We start from the raw sequence: 20,772 nt of genomic DNA on the forward strand, positions 1-20,772 counted from the left end.
AGTTTTTCGTATCAAAAAATTCATTTGTTCTAGTACATTAAAACAACATCAATTCTTTTGTACTTGTTCATTTCATAATTTCTCCTTACCCTAAAGGAATACAATTTTTGCTAATTGATGATCCACAAAACTTGTAGAATCGTCCAATTTGGGGGAGATAGTGTATTCATTTAAATTGAACTATTTATTTTCTCTCTTTTTAAGAGTATCCTTGGCTTTAAATTTCACTTCAAAACCGTTGATTTTAATGGAGTCATCTTCACTTTTCCTTCGTTTATTTTCCATTTTAAATTTTATTTTTCTTGTGGATACAGGATTAAAAGTAACCACTTTTCTAGCTCCGACCTTATTTCCTGATACCACTCTTTGCCAATTTCCTTCTATTAAAACTTCAATTTCCCAATGTCTAATAAGATCAGTTCTTTCATCTATAATTACCTCATTTATACTTTGATCATTACCCATATCTAACATTAACCAATCACTTTCTTTATTTGACTGAGATGCCCAATAAGTCTCTTCCTTTTTATCATTAGCAAAAATTGCAGTAGAGTTTGAGGATGACCCTGACATATATCCACCATAAAGTCTTAATTGAAGTTGAGCATTAAATAATGATTTTGGATAAGCCTCCTCTCCTGTCAACTCTTCAAAACCTGTATTTTTTAAAGTGATATTTTGATTTGGTGATTGAAATCCAATAAAATTTGGCTGCATATATGTATTGTTTTTTCTATTGATAGGATCCCAAAAATCAAATACTTTTTTTGAAAAATTGCCCTCATGTATAAAGTTCCAAAAAGTCATATAAGGTCCACTCTGTGGATAAGAATTTTCGGCTCCACCGTTATTATAGAAACTACCTCCTGATACATTATCTAATAAATTACTGTATGGATGATATCCATGGCAATCTACGGATTGATGTTTCATCATTTTACAGTTTAGAAAAACCGTATTTACCGTTGACCAACGCATACCAGGACCGTGCCCTTGACCTCCTGCATGATTAAATCCAATGGGTACTTTATCCTCACAATTCTCAAATAATACTCCATAAGAATACCTTGCATAATAAGACGTATGCCCTTGTTTTCCTGCTATCGTAAGGTTTTTAACTGTGACTCCAATAGAATGATCTATCTGTAAACATTCATTCCAATCACGAATTTCACAATTTCTAATCCATCCATTTTGTACATGGTCAAACTTGATCGCACGATAGGCATAATCTACCAATTTACTATCGTGATGTTTATAAATTTCGGATCTGTTTTTCCATCCACTCGTAAAAAGAATATCTTCAATTCCGACCTCCTCTATTGTAGTATATTCTCGTAACTCTGCTCCAGAAATATCTGCTGTAATGGTATATTGAACAGGGTTTTTAAATGTAATTTGATTTCCTTTAATCGAAATAATGCGGTGTTTTTCTACCACCGTTATACCTCTATTTTTGATCTTCCAAATATCCTTGTACTGCAAACCCGGTGCATTGGCTTCAAGGTTTCCTACGCCACTATGATATAATTCTACTGTTTGACCTTCTGCCAATTGACTTCCATCTTTAACCTCAATAGTAAATGCCCCTTTGTTGATTCTTTTCTCTATTGTAGCAATTACCTTTTGTTGATTAGTTTTATCTGCTTCAAATTGAAAACGATAAGGATAAGAAGTCGTTTCTGTCGTTTTATCAGTAAATATTTCAGTTCCTCCAACTCCAGACCCTGCCCCTTTTAATACGATATTACTCCCATTAATAATAAACGGTTGATCCGCATTATTAGTATCAGAAACTAAATACTTACCGGCGGGAAAATAAACCACCGTCGGCTGATCACTTTCTATTGCGGCTTGAATTGCTGCTCTAATCCCATCATCATCAAAAAGCTGATCATTTGGTTCTGCTCCAAATTGAGTTACATCCAATTGCTTCCATTGAGATACATCTGGAATAGGTTTTTCCGAAAAATGATACCCAGAATAAGAATAATCATTTAATGAAGTAAAAGATAACTGCCCCTTCTCCTTTTGTGCTGCAAATTCCACCCAAGAACGAGCTTCTTTTTGTCCATAAACAGATAGAGTACACAAAAGTTGAAGAAATATTATTCTATAGATCATCATGCTTCTAATACTTTTTATTTTTCTTCATTTTGATTCTGATAGGTCATTGCCACCTTTTGTCTTTCATTTAATAAGGCTTTCATCTTATGTACCTGATCTGTATGCTGAGGAGCATCGACCACATTCTGATTCTCTTCGGGGTCCTTGACAATGTGATACAACATTTGCTCACCATTATCAAACAGAGTGTAATTAAAATCTTTGGTTACTATAGCATCAGCAGACTTAAAACGTGCATAAACTGCCTCCCTAAATGGTTGATTTGGGTTTTCTAGAATTGTTTTAAAACTTTCTCCCATCACTGTTTCTGGCACAGGTAATCCAGCTAAATCACATAATGTAGGATAGATGTCTACGCTTTCTATCAATGCTTGAGAGGTTTCACCATTGATCTTATTCGGTACCTTAATAATTAAAGGCACTTTTAAAGCATTGTGCATGGTATTATGTTTCCCCCAAAATTCATGCTCTCCTAAATGCCATCCATGGTCTCCCCAAATCACTACAATAGTATTTTCTGCCAAACCCAATTTTTCCAATTCATTTAAAACTTCACCTGCCAAATGATCTACATAACTAACACACGCCATATAACCATGTCTCATCATTTTATGAAACTCCTCTGTATTCGGTTCATAGTCTCCAAAATAATACGTTTTATACTCTCCACCCCCTTTTAATTTTGTGGGAGCATTTTCTGGACGGCTTCTATTGGATGCGATTGTAATTTCTTCTCTTTTGTATAAATCCCAGTACTTTTTAGGAGCATAAAAGGGCATATGAGGACGAAAGAAGCCACACGCTAAGAAAAAGGGTTGACCCGATTTTTTAAACTTTTTCAAGTCTTTGATCGTTTGCTGTGCGATCTTAAAATCAGTATAAACACTGTCGGCTACATCGGGTAATTCGTAGATTCTACCATTGCCTGATTTTTTGAGTATTTTCTTTGTTTCAGGATCAAAACTAGTAGAATGACTGCTTTTGGGCATCCAAGGTTTCCTACTCCAACTTTGCTCCATCATATCTCTATTGTAATGGAAAATTTTACCATTAGAAATACATGTATAACCTGCCTCTTTAAAGACACTCGGTAATGTTCTTGCAGTTGGTACATCTTCTTGTGCTTTCGCTTTATAATCAATAAAACGTGTTTTTGTAGGCAAAATACCCGTAAGTAAACTTGCTCTCGATGCACCACAAACGGGCACATTACAGTACGCTCTATTGAAAACAATACTTTCTTCTGCCAACTTATCTATGTTGGGTGATAGCACTTCTTTTGCCCCATAACAACCTAACTCTGGTCGTAAATCATCTATGGCAATAAATAATATATTTGGCTTCGTTTCTTTTTTCTCTTTTTGAAAGGCAAACAAACACATCAGGAAGACTGCAATGCCTAAAGTAATCGTGTATTTCATGGTATATTTTTTTAAGGCTTACAGATAATCTAACGTTAAGTAATCCTCCTTTTTTAAGGTATTGACCAACGAATCGGGTATATCAATATATTTTGATTGTTGATCGAGTCTAAATCTTTTCCCTGGGTGTATAAGAGGCATATTCCCTTCTGTATCATCCAATATATCACCCTGGTTTTTCATCCATTCAAACATCGCTTTCGCTAGTTGATCTTTTGTTTTACTATACTTAGGATCTTTTGCCAAATTCACTTGTTCAAACGGATCCTTTTCGATATCATATAACTCTTCAAATGGCAAATTTTTAAATTTCAAAGCACCCATTTTGATAAAAGCATTGACAGCTTCATTGTCTCCCAAATTTTGATCAACCACCTCTACCGAATTAAAATTTCTGATGTATTTATACTTTTTACTTCGTATCATTCTTGATGGAGATACAGATGCCGCCAAGATATTTTGACTTGTTCTCACACCATAGACATACTGATGAATTTCTTTTTTACTGCCTTTCAGAATTTTCAAAAAGCTTTTACCATCTAACTCTTTGGGTGCTTTTCCCCCCGCAATGTCAATAAATGTGGGTAAAACATCTGTGTAATGAACTAATGCATCACTTTTAGTATTGGCTTTTATTTCTTTAGGCCAACGTACCACAAAGGGTACATTTAGCCCTCTATCGTACACTGTGTATTTCCCGTTTACGCCATGGTCGGCACTATAAATGAAAAGGGTATTGTCTCCCAAATATTGATCTACCATGTTTAAAACATGATCTAATTGAATATTATCTTCTTCTATATTTCGATAATATCCTGCTAATTTTTTAAGGTAATCTTGATTGTCCTTCTGCTTATTGTCATAAGGAAAAAAGGTATAATTGTCCGCTGATTTCGCAGGTACATCAAAATATTTTCCATGAGGATACTTTGATGTGATGAACATACAAAACGGTTTTTCAGCATTTTTTAAATAATCGGCAATACTGTCTAGAGGAATGTACGCTCGTGGTTTTCCTTCTGTCTTTACAGGTTGCCATTCTTTACTCCAATGATAAACTGAGGATGGTTGCACATGACTTTTCCCTGCAAGTACCACTTCGTAACCAAGTGCTGTTAAACGAGTGGTCACACTTTTCATAGTAGGCTTTGTTTTAGCATGGTTCATGAAACATCCATTTTTCAAAGGGTAATTTCCCGTAAAAAGCTGAGATCTACTTGGAGCGCAAATGGCCTGCGCAGTAAATGCATTATAAAAGATCATCCCTTCTTTTGCTAAACGATCTACACCTGGTGTTTTTACTTTATCGTTGCCGTAACAACCGTAATCTGTAATGTTTTGATCGTCTGCCAGAAAAAATATAATGTTTGGTTTTTCTTGAGCTATTGCAAATCCTGTATTAAAAAATAATGCAAGATATAAAGGTATTTTTCGAGAGATTATCCCTCCAAAAAAATCTCTAATAGCCATTAAAAAATCAGTTAGTTGAAAATGCTCTGTTGTTATTCTTTTCATTTCAATATGATGTTGTTTAGTGATAGTAAATATATCGAGCACTTTCATTATTATAATCTCAAATAATAGTAGAATAGTCTATTATCAGGGTTACTACACTAGTAAAGCATCAATATCACCTATTTTCAATCTCTTATTCTCATCTATGATATATTTCAAATAAGCACTTTTTGATGTGACGAAAACCAATAAATTGAAGTACTAAGCTAAAAAATCATCAAAATCATGAAGTCATTGCCCCATAATTTTGATGATTCATTCTTTATCTCAAATAGAAATTCTAGTATCAATTATTCCTTGATAAATTTCCCTGTAAATACCTCCGATCCATTACTCACAGAAATAATATAAGTACCTTTTTTTAGTGTGGTAATATCTATAGGGTCCTCAATTACATTTAGCACTTTTTCTAAAACAACTTGACCAATAAGGTTGATTATTATAATATAAAGTGGCGCATTGCTATTATTTTTCATCTGAATATGAAGCCATTTATTCGCTGGATTAGGGTAAATTAAACTCCTTGATCCATTCGATAAAATACCCGTACTACTAATGACCTCTTTTGGTTGCACAGTGATTGAACATGTGGCTGTAAACCCTCCATCTTCGGTGGTTACTGTGATTGTAGCATTCCCTTCTGACACTGCTGTTACCAACCCATTACTATCTACTTTGGCTACAGATATTTCTGAAGAAGACCATGTTACTGATGGGTTATCAGCATCACTTGGAGAGACCGTAGCTTCTAGTTGCACAGTTTCTTCTGCAAATAAAGAAGCAGAAGACGAATTTAAAGCGATACTTTCTACTTTATTATTAGCTAGATAAAAAGCTTCAAACTCAGTAATACTACTCCAATTACTTTCATATCCTGTTGCACCTGTGATCGTTAATTTTAAATAACGTCCTGTCACCACTGGAAACGAATGTTCTATTGGTTGCACCGAAGTTGCTCCAGACTGATTCACAATTTCCGTAAAATCTCCTGTTGGTGAGTCTGAAATACTTATGGTAAAATGATACGATCTATTCTCATAAGTAGCTACTTTGGTATTGGTAAAAGAGAGAATTTCTCCATAATCGATGACTACAGATTTTGGGTATTCTTTCGCACTCCAACGTGAATCATTACTCGGATTTTCGTCCAATAAATTTTCAGGAACATGAGGTAATTGAGCGCCATCTACAGATTCAATATTAGGAAATGCTTCTTCCACTACATCTACCTCACAAGTATTTGTTATGTTTCCATCCTCTGTAGTGACAACAATTTCTGTTGAACCAAGTGCAACAGCAGTCACCAATCCTGTTTCAGAAACAGTGGCTATAGAAGGATGGGTAGAATGCCATGTGATTGATTTATTTTTGGCATTGTATGGATTTACCGTTGCTTTTAATTGATAGGTTTGTTCTACCTCAAGTGATTTTTTTGACTTATTTAAAAGTACATCATCAACAAAAACAACAGGTCTTACATAACACTTCTTCTCTGATTCTGTATCAGGTGATGCTCCAAAAGTTGAGCTATCACAAAGGCAATCCTCTGTTTGATCATACAAATACACAAATTCTCCATCAGCACCGTAGGCAATATCCATCGTTCCTGATACTTTAATTGTTTGATCTTGATCCGCCGCATAAACATAACCTGCAGGTCCAGAAGCGTCTATGTCTAAATCTATGACTTGAAGAAATAAAGATTGTTGAGTCCCTGTTCCTCTTTCCATCATATAGTAATACACTTTACCTTCGTAAACATAAGCAACACCATGGTGAAACCTTCTTCCTGAAGTGGCTTCATATACTCTTTCAAAATTGTTTTTTCCGCCGTCCGCTTTCTCAATAAAAATTCTACCCGAGGAATTCAATCCGATAATGAAAATACTATTTCCTGAAGTGTATAAGGTCGATCCTCCAGAAAAATCAGTACTATGAATAAATTCACTACTACCTGCTGGACGGTAAGAATGAATGTTTTTAGTGATGTTATTTTCTTTATCCTTTACTTGTGAAATAATATGTACATCACCATTTTGTGTTACATTCCAATCAAAACCTCCTACAATATAGACCTTATCTTTCTGTGTAGTGGTCACGAAATCTCCAGGTTCTGATACCTTAATTAAATCGGCATCTCTTAGTGGAATAGAAAAGTCTTCGTCTTTATGGTTTTTCCACATCGATTTTCCACTCTGATCATCAGAATAGGCATAATAGATACCATTTTGATACTGATATCGATCATTTCTATTATTTAATCTACGCTGAAAACCCACTCTGATTTTACCATTCACATATTTCATTTTACCATACATTCCCCAATCATAAGGCTGACCGTGATTTCGATCGTTATAATCAGCAAACTTGATGAACTCTGACCAAGTTGAAGTGGCTGCATCGTATTTTGCAAAATGATACCCACCATTATAACTACTCCATTTTCTCATATACATAAAGAGATCCCCTCCATCATTAGAGAAAAATTTAGGATAAGTTAAACGACCAAACTTTGATTCATTATCGATACCATTTAAACTATTATGGCTGTAATCATCATCTTTTGGGTCTTTGACAAAAAGGTCTAATGTAAAGTCTTCGTCTGCTACACTTGCAGCTTCTTTCACAGAATAAGCGTAACGGAAATAATTTGTTGGGAAGGCTCCATTAGGAATAGTTCTACTGTAAGCATGCATATCAAACAACAAATGTATTGTCCCGTCTAGTTTACTTACTCCAACACCAATGGTATTGTGCGATTCTCCTAAATGGGTGTTGCCGCTATGTCCCGTATGTCGATGAGGGAATTCAATCGTGACTATACTTCCGGTAAGAGTGTTGTAACGGGACAGCATCATGCGTCTGTCTTCTTCTCCGCCTCTATACCAGCTCATAAATACAAATTGCTTGTATTTTTTTAGACAATCTCCATGTGCTGATATGTTTGGACCAAATACATAATCGTATTTATCGTCTACATCGGCTGAGCCTGCAGCTACTTTCTTTCCATCAAAATGTAGTGCAACATCTGTGATTTTCACCTCTTTTTCGAGTTGAACTTGTGCATAAGTTTTAACTCCAATCAACAAAGTTGCAAGGAGTGATAAAGTAATAGATAGTTTCATTTCAATTCAATTCAATTTTAAGTCTTCGTTTCTAACCAAAAAAGCAATGTTGTGTTGGTATCAATTGGTGTCAGCTTGATGTGTTCAAACGTTTAGAACGAATGACTATTGTTATTTATAATTGCACAAATCTATTGGATACGACTATCATTAAAGTCTGAATAAATGGTAGAATCCTCCAAGAACATACCCGCTACCTCTCCTTAAGCACAAACTGCTAAGATTAAGTAGTCTATCTGTATTCTGTTTCCTGCTGTAATGTAATTGGAAAAATACTGGTATATAAACTTAATCTGACATACCAAAATCGGGAATATTACAATATCATCTAGTGTACAAAATGCTTTCTTCAACCAACTTATATGTTTGGAATAATTGGATGTCTTTTAGCTCATAATAACTTTACTTAAAAAGGAAATCATATAAGCAATAAACAAAATATTCGCATTCGTATCTTTTTTTTCAAGTGAAAGAAAGACATATACTCCAGCATATTTTCCTTCTACTTTTTAATAAAAAATGTCAAAAAAAAATTCTAATATAATAAGGTTTCCTAATTTGGAAACTATTAGAATTTATTAATTCTCTCTTGGAGATTATTGTTATGGTTTCACAAACACTTTATCTACTTTTAAATGAAATTACAATTTAACACTAACCTGATTATAAAATGAATAAATGGTTTTTACCTGTCATATTTTTCATGACATTTACCCTATCAAAATCAATTGCACAAAAATTACATATTGGTGATACAGTCTTTTACGAAAACAATGTTGAACAAATTTTCACTATCACCAATCATAAAGTTGTTGACCATCATTACCAATATGATTTGATGAGCTTAGATAAAACTAAAACGATTAAAAGTACATCTGCTGGACAATTAACAAAAGGTCGTTTAATCGAGACACCTCAGCCAACGAATAACGAAATTCCAACATATTTCTTTATCACTTCGGGCATTTTACTTTTTCTATGTGCTTTTGCTTTCTATAAAGGAAGAAGAAGTATTATCGACTCTGTAAAATCAGACACGAACAAAGAAATAAACAAAAAGAAAAAAGAGCATCAGAACATTTCGGAGCAATTAACAAAAGTAGAGAATGACCTTTCTGAAGTTAGAAAAGAATTGCTAAGAGATAAAAACTTGCTTGCTGATCTTGAACTTAAATATTATGATATGATTCAAGATATCGAAGATATTGACATCAATGAGTATGATCATTCTAGTGACCTAAAATCGAAATTATCTGATCTTGATTGGAAATTAACTACATCTGATTTTAAAGGGTTGTCGATTGATCCATATGCATTAACTGAAAGTAAATTTACCTCTTGGTTTAAAGCTGCTGTTATTTTCTTGACAAAAGGATTTAAAGTAGAATCCAAAATACTGATTGACAAACTTAATGGTTCGAACTATGATAAAATAGAAGAGCAATTAATCAAACTATGGAGTAAATATGAAAAGTTCTTTACTCAGAAAAATAGCGACATGACTCTTGATGTGAAAATTGATGGTGTAACCCCTCTTGTTCGTGAAATTAAAAGAGCTAAAGTTGCTCATGCATTTGCTATTAAACGTCAACTAGAAAAAGAAGAACAAGCAGCCATTAAAGCTCAAATGCGTGAAGAAGCAAAAGCTGAGGCTGAATTCAGAAAAGCCCAAGAAGATGCTGCTAAAGAAGAGCGAATTGCACAAGAAGCAATTAGGAAGTTTCAAAAGGAAATGGACAAAATGAATGAAGAAGAACGAGCTAAACATCAAGCTCAACTTGATCGTTTAAATTCTGAATTACAAGAAGCTATTGAGAAAGGGGAACGTGCAATATCTATGGCCCAACAAACAAAACGTGGTCATGTTTATATCATTTCTAACATAGGATCTTTTGGTAATGATGTTTATAAAATTGGCATGACTAGACGTTTAGAACCTAATGATAGAGTTAAAGAGCTTTCTGGAGCATCAGTTCCTTTTGAATTTGATGTTCATGGTATGATTTTCTCTGAAAATGCACCAGAACTTGAAAATCAATTACATAAGAAGTTATCTGATTATCAAGTAAATAAAGTAAACCCTAGAAAAGAATTTTTCAAGGTATCAATTGATGAAATTGAAAGTGCTGTTGAAGGAACTGATCATACTGTACAATTAACTAGGAAAGCTTTAGCTATTGATTATAATGAAACGCTAAGGTTACTTAAGAAAAATGAAACTTCATTAAGTTAATATTTTCATTGAATCAAGATTCTATTTCAGAGAAAGAAAGGTATGCTTTAAAGTGTACCTTTTTTTATGAAAAAAAATAGCGTGTCCCGATCCTTTGCTCGTAATATTTCATTTAAATAATGAACCTCAAACTTAAACTGTCTATTTCTTTATATCAATAAAGGTATAGTTCTAAAGATTAACTCTCTAACATAAACCACTAAGATTAAGATGCTTCTACCTTTATTCTGGATGATATTACTTTTTCCCTCGTGTATTTTTGTAGGCATACAAATCTTTTTATAACCTCGGTCTGAAAAGATGAAGGATGAATTATTACTTAACTATTACGATAACACAAATTATTATTCATGAAACTAAATCAAACTAAACACATAATTCTGCTTTATATCATGGCTTTATTATGTACTTCAACAATGACTATGGCTCAAGAAAAGTCTTGGGACAATGCACAATGGATCTGGCAACAAGAAGATGGTCCTTCCAACACTTGGATGAGTTTCCGTAAGACCATTCATATTGATAAGCTTCCTAAAACAGCGGAAACAAAAATTTCTGTAGATAGTAAATATTGGTTGTGGATTAACGGGGAAATGGTTGTCTTTGAAGGCGGTTTCTCTCGTGGACCAAGTCAGGCGGGAGAATGGGATAGAAAAAAAGGAATCATGCCTACCAATTCTTGGTATGAAGAAATTGATATATCGCCTTATTTACAAAAAGGAGAAAACACTATTGCAGTACTTACTTGGTATTGGGGTAGAATGACCCACAAAGGAACTCATGTTGATAGTAAAAAAGGGGGACTATTATTTCATTCAAAAATAGGAAAGCAAACTATTGTTTCTGACAAAAGTTGGAAAGCAATACAACACCCTGCCTATGATAATACTATTGAACCTGCTAGTAAAAATCTTACACAATATCCTGTGAAGTATGATGCTCAAAAAGCATTAAACGACTGGACTTCGTCTGCTTGGTATACTTCTAGTTTTGATGATAAAAAATGGCTTCCTGCAGTTGAAAAAGGAAATGCTGGGGCTGCTCCTTGGTATGCATTAATCAAAAACTATATACCAAGATTAATAGACCATGGGTTAGTGAATTATAGTAATCACGATCAGTTACAACTTCCTTTTACAAGTAATGGTGAGGTAATCATTGCTCAGCTTCCTTTCAATAAACAAATTACCCCTTATCTAGAGGTGGAGGCTGAAGCAGGTAAAACTATTCACATCACTACAGATAATCGTTTAAATAAAATTACGGCTACCTATATTACCAAAGCTGGTAAACAATCTTTCGAAGGGTTTTCTTGGATGAATGGACATCAAATAAAATACACAATCCCTAAAGGAGTGAAAGTAATTGCCTTAAAATACCGTTGGTTAAGTGTTGGAGAAATGGCGGGTTCTTACAAGGTAAGTGATCCTTTCTACCAACGTTTATGGGAAATGGGTAACAACACTCTTTTTGTGTGTGCAAGAGATAACTTTATGGACTGCCCCGATAGAGAACGTGCCTTATGGATTGGTGATGTTGCCGACCAAACTGGCTACTTATTTTATAGCATGGATAATGCAGGGCATCAGCTATTGAAAAAGGCAATTATACAAACGTTGTCTTTCAGCGATGATAAAGTATTAGGTGCTTTAGGTCCTGCTCGTGTACGTGAGTTAGTTGGACAAAGTTTACAGTTTATTTCTCAAACTGTATGGCCTTATTATTATAACACAGGTGATCTAGAAACTTTAAAAGAGGCCTATCCTTTTGTCTATGATTATTTAACGTTGTTTCCGATGGGTGAAGATGGGTTGCCAGTTTACAGAATCAGACAAAGTTCCGATTCTTGGGATTGGTTAGATTGGGGAGTAAAAGGAACCACCGATAAACTACCTATGCAACCTGCTTATTACTATCAAGCGTTAATTCAAGCTCGAAAAATGGCAGAAGTATTGGGACATAAAAAAGACATTAAGCTATACACAGAAAGAATCAATTCTATTAAGGAAAACTATGACAAGGTCTTTTGGCAAGATGGTTTTTATAGTTCAAATCCTGATGAGTTTAAAGATGATAGAGCCAATGCTTTAGCGATTACTACAGGTTTAGCGAAGCCAGAAAATTACGATGCTATTGTAAAAAATGTGTTGATCCCTAATAAATATAGTAGTCCACATTTTGAATGGGTGGCGGAAGAAGCGATGTTCATTGCAGGACATTACGATGCTTCTTTAGCAAGAATGAAAGCGCAATACGAGAGCCAAGTCAATTCTGGTTTATCTACTTTATATGAGATGTTTCCGAAAGGTGGTAGTTATAATCATGCTTGGAATGGATCTAACACCGTTTTAAGTAAATATGTAGCAGGTATACAACCATTGGATGTGGCTTGGGCAAGCTATAGTGTGTGTCCAAACCTTGTTCATATGACCTCTTTAGAAACCAAAGTTCCTACTGTTAAGGGTAACATTATTGCAGAAGTAAAATTGAATAACAATAAATACCAACTTCACCTAGAATCTCCTAATAAAACAACAGCTGTGGTGGGTATTCCTAAACATCAAGCAGATATTATTGAAGTGAAAGCCAATGGAAAAACAATCTGGCAAAAAGGTGATTTCGTAAAAGGGGTGAAAGGTATTTCTTTCGACAAGAATCAAGATGATTTCCTTACGTTTTTAGTTGATGCAGGTGCTTGGGATTTTGAAGCATCACTTAAAGAAAAATCATCTAAGAAAGAGCTTAAATAGTTTCAATTCTACTTTTCAAAATTACGAGAATGAAACCATTATTTTTTATCATTGGAGGGTTACTGATCGGGAGCATTATTTGCTCCTGTCAAACCCAACTGGAATCCGATTTCAAAAACCCACCAAATTCCTATAAACCAATGCCGTTCTGGCATATCAATGGTGCTCTCACTAAAGAAGGCATCAGAAAACAGATGTTAGATGCTAAAGCTGTTGGTTTTACAGGAGTAAGTTTATTGCCCTTAGCAGAAAAAAGCCCTACAAGACCTGGTACAAGTCCTCAATTTCTATCAGAAAACTATTTTGAGAGATATCAAGATATGATGGATGTTGCTGAAGAACAGGATATGGAAATTATTCTTTATGATGATAATGATTTCCCTAGTGGTATGGCAGGTGGCAAAATGGAACAACTGTATCCAAAACATACCATGAAACGCCTTGATAAAATTGAGATAGAGATTGAAGGTCCTCTCATTTTTAATCAAAAAATACCAGGTATTCAATTGATGTCTGCGGTAGCTATTCATAAAGAAACGAATGAAAGAATTGATATTAGTTCTTTTGAAAAAAATGGTCGTATTTCTTGGTCAGTTCCTCAAGGACAATGGACGATTATGTTGTTCCCATTAATGAAAGACGATTTCCATAAGAAATATTTATGTATGGACTTTATGGATACTGTTGCTGTTCGTCATATGATTAATGAAACATATGAAAAATATAAAGAACGCTTCGGTCAGTATTTTGGGAATAGAATCAAAACTACATTTTTTGATGACGTTGGATTTTGGAAACACCCTCGAAATTGGACGGGGACGTTTAACCAAAAATTTGAAGAACTGAATGGTTTTGATCCTAGACCTTATTATCCTGCTTTGTGGTATGATATTGGTCCTGAAACCGAAGCTATTCGAAATGCTTTTTTTAATACCAGAGCAGAACTATTGGCTGAAGGGTTTCCTAAATTGGTAGCACAATGGAATGAGGAAAATGGCTTAAGAAGTACGGGGCATCCTCCTGGAAACTATGACCCTACACCAATTGATATGAATGCCGACATTTTTAAGTTTTACCGTTATACACAAATACCTTTAACAGATGCCATAATTGGTTATCAATTTGGGCAAAACGGTCATAAACTTATTAGTTCAGCGGCTGATTATTATGACCGCCCTTTGGTTTCTACAGAAATATATGGAGCCTATAAAGAAGCTCACTTTGATTCCTTGATGCTCTATCGGTCAGTGATGGATTTATTTGTACGAGGCGTAAATATGGTTATTCCTCATGGTATGTGGTATAATCCCAAAAAAGTATATATCGCTCCATTAGTTTCACCTTATAGTGCAAAACTAAAAGATGCTCTCCCAGCCTATTCGGAATATGTTGGAAGGTCTAGTTTAATGTTACAAGGGGGAAGAAAAGTTGCTGAAATTGGTGTTCTATATCCTTTTGAAGAATTAGCAGGGTGGTTCAGGTTTGATAATCCTGATAATGTACGTCAGGGTTTTTACATTTCTCCCATCACAGATTATCAAATTATAAGTGGATGGTTAACCAATGATATACGTAGAGATTTCACCTTTGTTCATCCAGAGCTATTCTTAGATAAAAAGTATAGTATTCGTGATGGATTAGTAAGGTTAAATAATCAAGAAAACTTCCAAGAATATAAAGTCATGATAATGACAGGAAGTAAAATCATCTCATTAAAAACCTTAGAAAAACTAAAGAGTTTTTATGATAAAGGAGGTACAGTGATTGCAACTACTCAATTACCATATAAATCTACTGAATTAGGCAAGGATACAGAAGTTATTTCAATTATTAAAGAGATGTTTAATGTCACACCCAAAGAAGACACTAAATTATTATCTGCAATACAAAATAATAATAATAATACTCAAGGTGGTAAAACTATATTTATCCCACAGCCTACAAAAGAACAATTAGAAAATGTATTGAAAGAATATCAAACAGATGCTGATGTTCTATTTCCTGATAATCCTATATTGGGTTCTGATTTTGGGAAATTCTCTTATTTACATAAAATAAAAGAACGCAAAAACATTTATTTATTTACTAATTCTAGTAATGAAGATATAACTACTAAAGTTTGGCTAAGAGGAAAAATAGTGCCTGAATTGTGGAACCCACATACGGGTAAAATCACCTCTGATATAAAGCACACTTATGTAAAAAGAAATGCTATCGATTATACTGAAGTAGACATACATTTACTCCCAGTTAAATCCATATTCATACTAGCAGATCAAAAATAACTCTTTATTAGGGACTTCAGTATTATATATAAAAACGACTTATATGGAAACTATCAGTGATAAAACACCTAATAAGTCGTTTTTTTGTCACCTAAAATGGGCTACAATTGAAAGGATAGTAGATGAATCACACAAAGAGATATCTCTCTCAGAAAGATCGTAAAATAACTAAGCCACAATACGTCCTCTATCAGTACAATCAAAGGGTTGTAATTAAAAGTTCTTCACCCTTAAATCTTGTAAAAAATAACTTCAGGAATTATTTGAAATTGATCCCCAAAAGGTCAAATTTGGGATACGCTTGATATAGACGGTATTGATTTAGATGACATTTTAAATATTATTTATGTCTGTTCGAGCCAAATAAAAATGAAATTTATAAAAAAGTGAATTTCTTTTTAAAAGCATCCAATTCCAATTTCATCGTTCCTTTCGAAAAGTTTAATATGTGTCTTTCATCTACTTCTGAATGACATTTAATACAAAGACATTTTAAATTAGTCTCACTATTATTTGTTTTATCGCCATCTACATGATGTACGTGCCACCACCTTCTATCCATTTTAGATAATGGTTCAATTGAACAAACTTCGCAAATGTAATTATGACGACTTCTATATACCCTACTAATTTTTTCCTTGTCTTTCACATAACCATGAATATCTACCTCAATATTATTTGATTCTATTTCACTTTTATCCAAAGAATCAAAGAAATCTTCCGTGGTGTGAATATCTTCCATTATAGCTTTTTTACAGTAGGTACACATTTCTAAAGCCTGATCTTTATATAGATTTCTCGAAGACTTATCTATAAGATCGTTGACACTTGAGTTTGAAAATTCATATCTTATTTTGAAATTACCTCTATTAATAAATTCCTGAATCGTTTGACACTGTGTAACATGAAATTTTGGATAAGAACCATATTTTTCAATCCATGGTTCTTTTATAAACATATAACCTTTGTGACTTTTCCCATCGTATTCAAGATGTATTCCTTTAGCATCAAACTGAATAGAGCCCTCTTTATAAGCCTTTTCAAAATTGACCCCTTTTATTATTTTAAAACCAGTATTTGCCTGTATCTCAGGAAATCTAAGTTGATCTAATTTATTTTTTAGGTATTCAAAATTATATAGCATAACTATTCCGTTTTTTTCACCCATTCTTCTACGACCTTCTGACTATTTGTGATTATTCTAAATTCAACACGCATAGATTTTTTCCTATCAATATCATTACCTGATTCGAATTTAAAATCCCCTTCTTGATCTAATGCTTTACCATAAGCTAAACCATTTGAAGTGGTAATAAATCTTAGTCTTGATTTATTTTGGTCAGATAAGTTAGTATAGTACGGTTGATGCATCATAGTGTTTAATACTTTATTAGATCTTTTCTGAGATAACACTAACATTTTCTCATAATATTCTTGATCAAACTCATACGATTTTTCACGAATTCCCGTGTGTCCCTCAATTCGTATTTCTGATATATTATCTATGTACTTGGGGTCTAATACTACATTATAAAACAAAGGAGTAAACTCTTTAAGAAATTTATTAAACTCCATTGTAAGCTCTACCTTTTGATCATACCTCTGTGAAGGGAACAAAGAACTTGCATCTGTTATCTGAATGGATAAATCCGGATTTACCACTAAGTTATATTTTGAAAATCTATTAGTAAAAGTACTATCTAAAGTGACATAAAGGCTTTGTTGTACTTTTTTATAATCCTCAATAATCACATTAATTTCTTGCTCTCTTTTTTGTACTTCATTAATATAAGAAATCGCAATAAACATGAATATTACCATTAAACCAGTCATGATATCACTAAAGGATACCCAATTCGAATCATTACTTTTTTTTGTCTTAAAAGCCATAATTATTTATAGTTGGTAATAATTCTTTGAATTAAAGTATCTAAATTTTGAAGAGTGTCGTTCAACCTTACATAAAATTCTTCATTAATACTTTCAACATCATTCGCTAGTTGTTGATTAGCATTAGAAATGATATGTACACCTTCTGTTAATTGCGATTTAGTCCCTTCCCAGAAGACTTCATTAATATCTTTTATCTTCTCTATCTCCTCTAATCTTACTAATAATTTTGCTACACTATCAGTAAAATTCATTTGATTTCTAACCCAATTATTTAACTTTTCAGTAGTCTCATCAAAAGCTGTTGTATTTTCTTTCATGGTGTCAGCTGTTGAAGATAGTTTTGTTGCTATCTCCTTAAACTTGGTATCATTGATCATTACTTCTTGTAAGTCAATAATTAGCTTTTTCAAATCACTATCCTTATCAGTAAGTTTACTTGTATTTTCAGTAATAGTCTTGATTGATGAAGATGTGGATTCAATGTTAGAAGTAACTTGATTAAACTGTTCTGTTAATGTAGACACCATTTTTTTATTTTCTTGCTGCCATGTATTTAACTTTTCAACACTATTATTTAACTCACTAAAGTTTTCTTGAACTAACTTTTCTACAATAGAAGACATTTGCTGGTTGAAATCTTCAGTAGCTTGTTTCATTACTCCCACTAGAGCTTCAGTATTATTTTTTGCAAGTAGCTCAGAAAATTCATCAAACTTCCTCGAAATTAATTCGTTATTTTCCTTCATCGAATCAATTATCCATTTGATATTATCAGTATTCTTCTTTGCAAATTCTGATTGTTCGAGTCGTAAATTCTTAATTTGAGATAATAAACTTGTTTCTTTATCTCCTCCTAATGCGGTTAATACTTCATTTAAAGTCTTATTTTGGGTATTTTGTTCGTTTTTTAAATCTAAAAATTGAGTTCGCAACTTTACTAAATGTGTTGATAAACTTTGATCGTTATCACTAGATAAAGATTTAGCAATCAATTCTAAGTTTTCAGTATTTTGTTTTTGGCTCTCAATTATATTTTTGTTTATCTCTTGAAGTAAACCTACCTCACTTGTAGAAGTAGATGGAGCTTTTGACTCAGCTAAGTGTAAGGTATACTGGGAAACTTTTCCAAAAAATAAAGAAAGAATAATACCAAATATAGATGTTGTAAAGGCTGTTTTTAATCCTTCTAATAAGGAGGGAATACTACCCGTAATATCATTTACATCAAACCCCCTTAAACCAAAATATATTCCTACGAAGGTTCCTAATACTCCTATTGTTGTAAAGACACTTGGTATTGAATCAAATACATAAGGGACCACCCTATCTAATCCTTTTTTCCATACTCTATGTGAATAATAAGTTGAAAATATAGCCCAACCAATTAATAGGCTATATATTAATAACATGTATACTTCCATCAGGTAAAATCTCTGTTTGCTAGTGAATCATAAAATTAGATTTTGCTAAAATATTCTATAAATATGGATTTTAATTATATTGTTGGTCTATGTTAACACTAATAATGATTATGTATGGGATACGAACATTATTCATGTTGTTTCATAAATAAACAAACACTAAATACCTTAATATCAACCAAAAGTATAAATCACTTTACTTTTTAAATCCCCAAAATAATGTTTTAGATAGTAATTTTAGTGGCTTATCATTTTTCACTTTACCGTTTATATACAAAAAAATATCATTGTAATAGAAAGTAAAAGAGATCTTCAATAAAAAGAAAAAACACCTCCAGTAAAACCAGAGGTATTTCAAAATAATCAATATGTATTTAAAACTAACTCTACAATTCATTACGCTTTTTAAGTGTAAATTCAATTAATTGAATCGTAATGAAATTTCTTTAAGTCGTTTGGATGGTATATCTCTTGAAAGCAGCATTATCAATACTCAAGTGATAACTATCGACTTTAATCAATTATTGAGTGATTATATTTTTATATATTTTTCCATCTTTCATGATCATCAAGAAATTGTTTTCAGGATCTGTAATAAGGTTCAAGTTTTCTAATGGGTTACCATCTACAAGAATCATATCTGCGTAAGCACCTTCTTGTACCACTCCTAATGGACCTTCTTGATACGGGTGTCTAGAACCTGATAATTCTAATAATTCCGCATTTCCTGAAGTCGCAATTCTTAAGGCTTCATAAGGTGAAAACCAATTGCCTAATCTTGAAAGAAGAATATTTTGATTTTTAGTGCTTTCTGCATCAAACAGAATATCTGTTCCAAAAGTTAATTTCACTCCAATTTTTGATGCTTTTTGATAAACATTGTCCACAGCTTTTACTACTTGTAACCATTTTTCCTGACTCCCTGGATCGGCAAATGAGTTGTCGCCTTCCAAGAATGGTTGAGGACTTAACCATACCCCTTTGTCTTTCATCAATTGCAATGTTGAATCTGAAGCAAAAAAACCATGTTCGATAGATTTCACACCTGCATTTACGGCAGCAATAATGCCTTTATCAATCATCACATGAGATTGAACATAAGTGCCATAGTTTTCTGCTTCTTCTACTATCGCTTTGATTTCATCCATAGAATACTCCATTACTTCCAATGGATCATACTCTGATGATACACCACCACCTGTACAGATTTTGATTTGAGTAGCTCCGTATTTCAAGATTTCTCTTGTTGTTTTACGCACCTCAGGTACTCCATCGGCTGTGATAGACATCATATTTCTTTCCCAGTAGCTTCTATCTCCTGATGTAGTTCTTGGCTCATCAAGAATACAGTAATGATCTGCATGACCTGTTGTTTGGCTCATAAAAGGTCCAGAAGGAAGAATACGGTGTCCAGGATATTCTCCAGAATCGATTAACTTCTTTATGGCGAACGGATTCCCACCTGGATCACGAACGGTTGTAAAGCCTCTCATTAAGGTCTGTTCTGCTCCTTTCATACTACGAATCGCTACTTCTGGCATATCGCCCTGATTTAAAAGTAGAACCTCAGCAGGAGTATAAGCATAAGTGGTATGCCAATGTGCATCAATCAGACCAGGGATCAAGGTTTTACCGTTTCCTTCGATCACCTCCACTGAATCCGCTTTTATATTTTTAGCAATTTTGTGAACTTTATTTCCTTGGATCAATACATCGACCCCTTTTCTTAATTGTTCATTTTTCCCATCAAAAACATCCACATTTTTAATTAGAGTTCCATTTTGAGCAAATAGTTGATAACTAGTTAAAACGTATAAAAGAATAAATAACTTTTTCATAATAGATTATTAATTTATTGTTTTGAGAATGATTAAAGATTTGTTCCTCAAACCTTATGATACAAATGTCACACAAAACAAAATCAATCAATTGCACTTTCTGATTGCAGATTGACACAAAAAAGTCATTCTATATTTTTAGGAAAATTATTGGTGATGAAGTA

At 33.4% G+C, this 20,772-nt stretch carries 11 protein-coding genes; 3 read left to right on the top strand and 8 right to left on the bottom strand.

The window, feature by feature from the left end; genetic code table 11:
- Positions 1-180: 180 nt before the first annotated feature.
- The 4 genes from NH26_RS23285 to NH26_RS23300 form a co-directional block, all read right to left on the bottom strand.
- Complete coding sequence (locus NH26_RS23285; protein WP_052431678.1) at positions 181-2,127, bottom strand: DUF4955 domain-containing protein; 1,947 nt, start codon at positions 2,125-2,127, stop codon at positions 181-183.
- A gap of 14 nt (positions 2,128-2,141) precedes the next feature.
- On the bottom strand, positions 2,142-3,548 hold the full coding sequence (locus NH26_RS23290; protein WP_044216993.1) for a sulfatase: 1,407 nt from the start codon (positions 3,546-3,548) through the stop codon (positions 2,142-2,144).
- 18 nt (positions 3,549-3,566) lie between these two features.
- Entirely contained in the window at positions 3,567-5,063 is a 1,497-nt protein-coding gene (locus tag NH26_RS23295) for a sulfatase family protein (RefSeq protein ID WP_199880290.1), read from the bottom strand.
- A gap of 290 nt (positions 5,064-5,353) precedes the next feature.
- On the bottom strand, positions 5,354-8,188 hold the full coding sequence (locus NH26_RS23300; RefSeq protein ID WP_052431679.1) for an Ig-like domain-containing protein: 2,835 nt from the start codon (positions 8,186-8,188) through the stop codon (positions 5,354-5,356).
- Positions 8,189-8,858: 670 nt separating this feature from the next.
- On the opposite strand from NH26_RS23300, the gene NH26_RS23305 reads away from it, so the two are divergent.
- The 3 genes from NH26_RS23305 (at position 8,859) to NH26_RS23315 (ending at position 15,456) form a co-directional block, all read left to right on the top strand.
- Positions 8,859-10,421 (top strand): GIY-YIG nuclease family protein, encoded by a 1,563-nt coding sequence (locus tag NH26_RS23305; protein ID WP_052431680.1) that lies wholly within the window; start codon positions 8,859-8,861, stop codon positions 10,419-10,421.
- Between the two features lie 350 nt (positions 10,422-10,771).
- On the top strand, positions 10,772-13,171 hold the full coding sequence (locus tag NH26_RS23310) for an alpha-L-rhamnosidase-related protein (protein WP_044216995.1): 2,400 nt from the start codon (positions 10,772-10,774) through the stop codon (positions 13,169-13,171).
- A 29-nt stretch (positions 13,172-13,200) separates the two neighbouring features.
- Positions 13,201-15,456: a glycosyl hydrolase gene (locus NH26_RS23315; protein WP_084812353.1), complete on the top strand. Its 2,256-nt coding sequence runs from the start codon at positions 13,201-13,203 to the stop codon at positions 15,454-15,456.
- A gap of 376 nt (positions 15,457-15,832) precedes the next feature.
- Here the strand turns inward: NH26_RS23315 and NH26_RS23320 are convergent, their stop codons facing one another.
- The 4 genes from NH26_RS23320 to NH26_RS23335 all read right to left on the bottom strand — a co-directional run bounded on the left by NH26_RS23320 (position 15,833) and on the right by NH26_RS23335 (position 20,608).
- The gene (locus NH26_RS23320) at positions 15,833-16,600 is read right to left on the bottom strand and encodes an HNH endonuclease signature motif containing protein (protein WP_158022022.1); all 768 of its coding nucleotides are present in this window, start codon (positions 16,598-16,600) and stop codon (positions 15,833-15,835) included.
- Positions 16,601-16,602: 2 nt separating this feature from the next.
- Entirely contained in the window at positions 16,603-17,346 is a 744-nt protein-coding gene (locus NH26_RS23325) for a hypothetical protein (protein WP_044216999.1), read from the bottom strand.
- A 2-nt stretch (positions 17,347-17,348) separates the two neighbouring features.
- Positions 17,349-18,758, bottom strand: a complete 1,410-nt coding sequence (locus NH26_RS23330) for a hypothetical protein (RefSeq protein WP_139263273.1) — start codon at positions 18,756-18,758, stop codon at positions 17,349-17,351.
- Between the two features lie 533 nt (positions 18,759-19,291).
- On the bottom strand, positions 19,292-20,608 hold the full coding sequence (locus NH26_RS23335; RefSeq protein WP_044217003.1) for a metal-dependent hydrolase family protein: 1,317 nt from the start codon (positions 20,606-20,608) through the stop codon (positions 19,292-19,294).
- Positions 20,609-20,772: the final 164 nt, after the last annotated feature.

This window comes from Flammeovirga pacifica (assembly GCF_000807855.2).
GTDB classification, from domain to species: domain Bacteria; phylum Bacteroidota; class Bacteroidia; order Cytophagales; family Flammeovirgaceae; genus Flammeovirga; species Flammeovirga pacifica.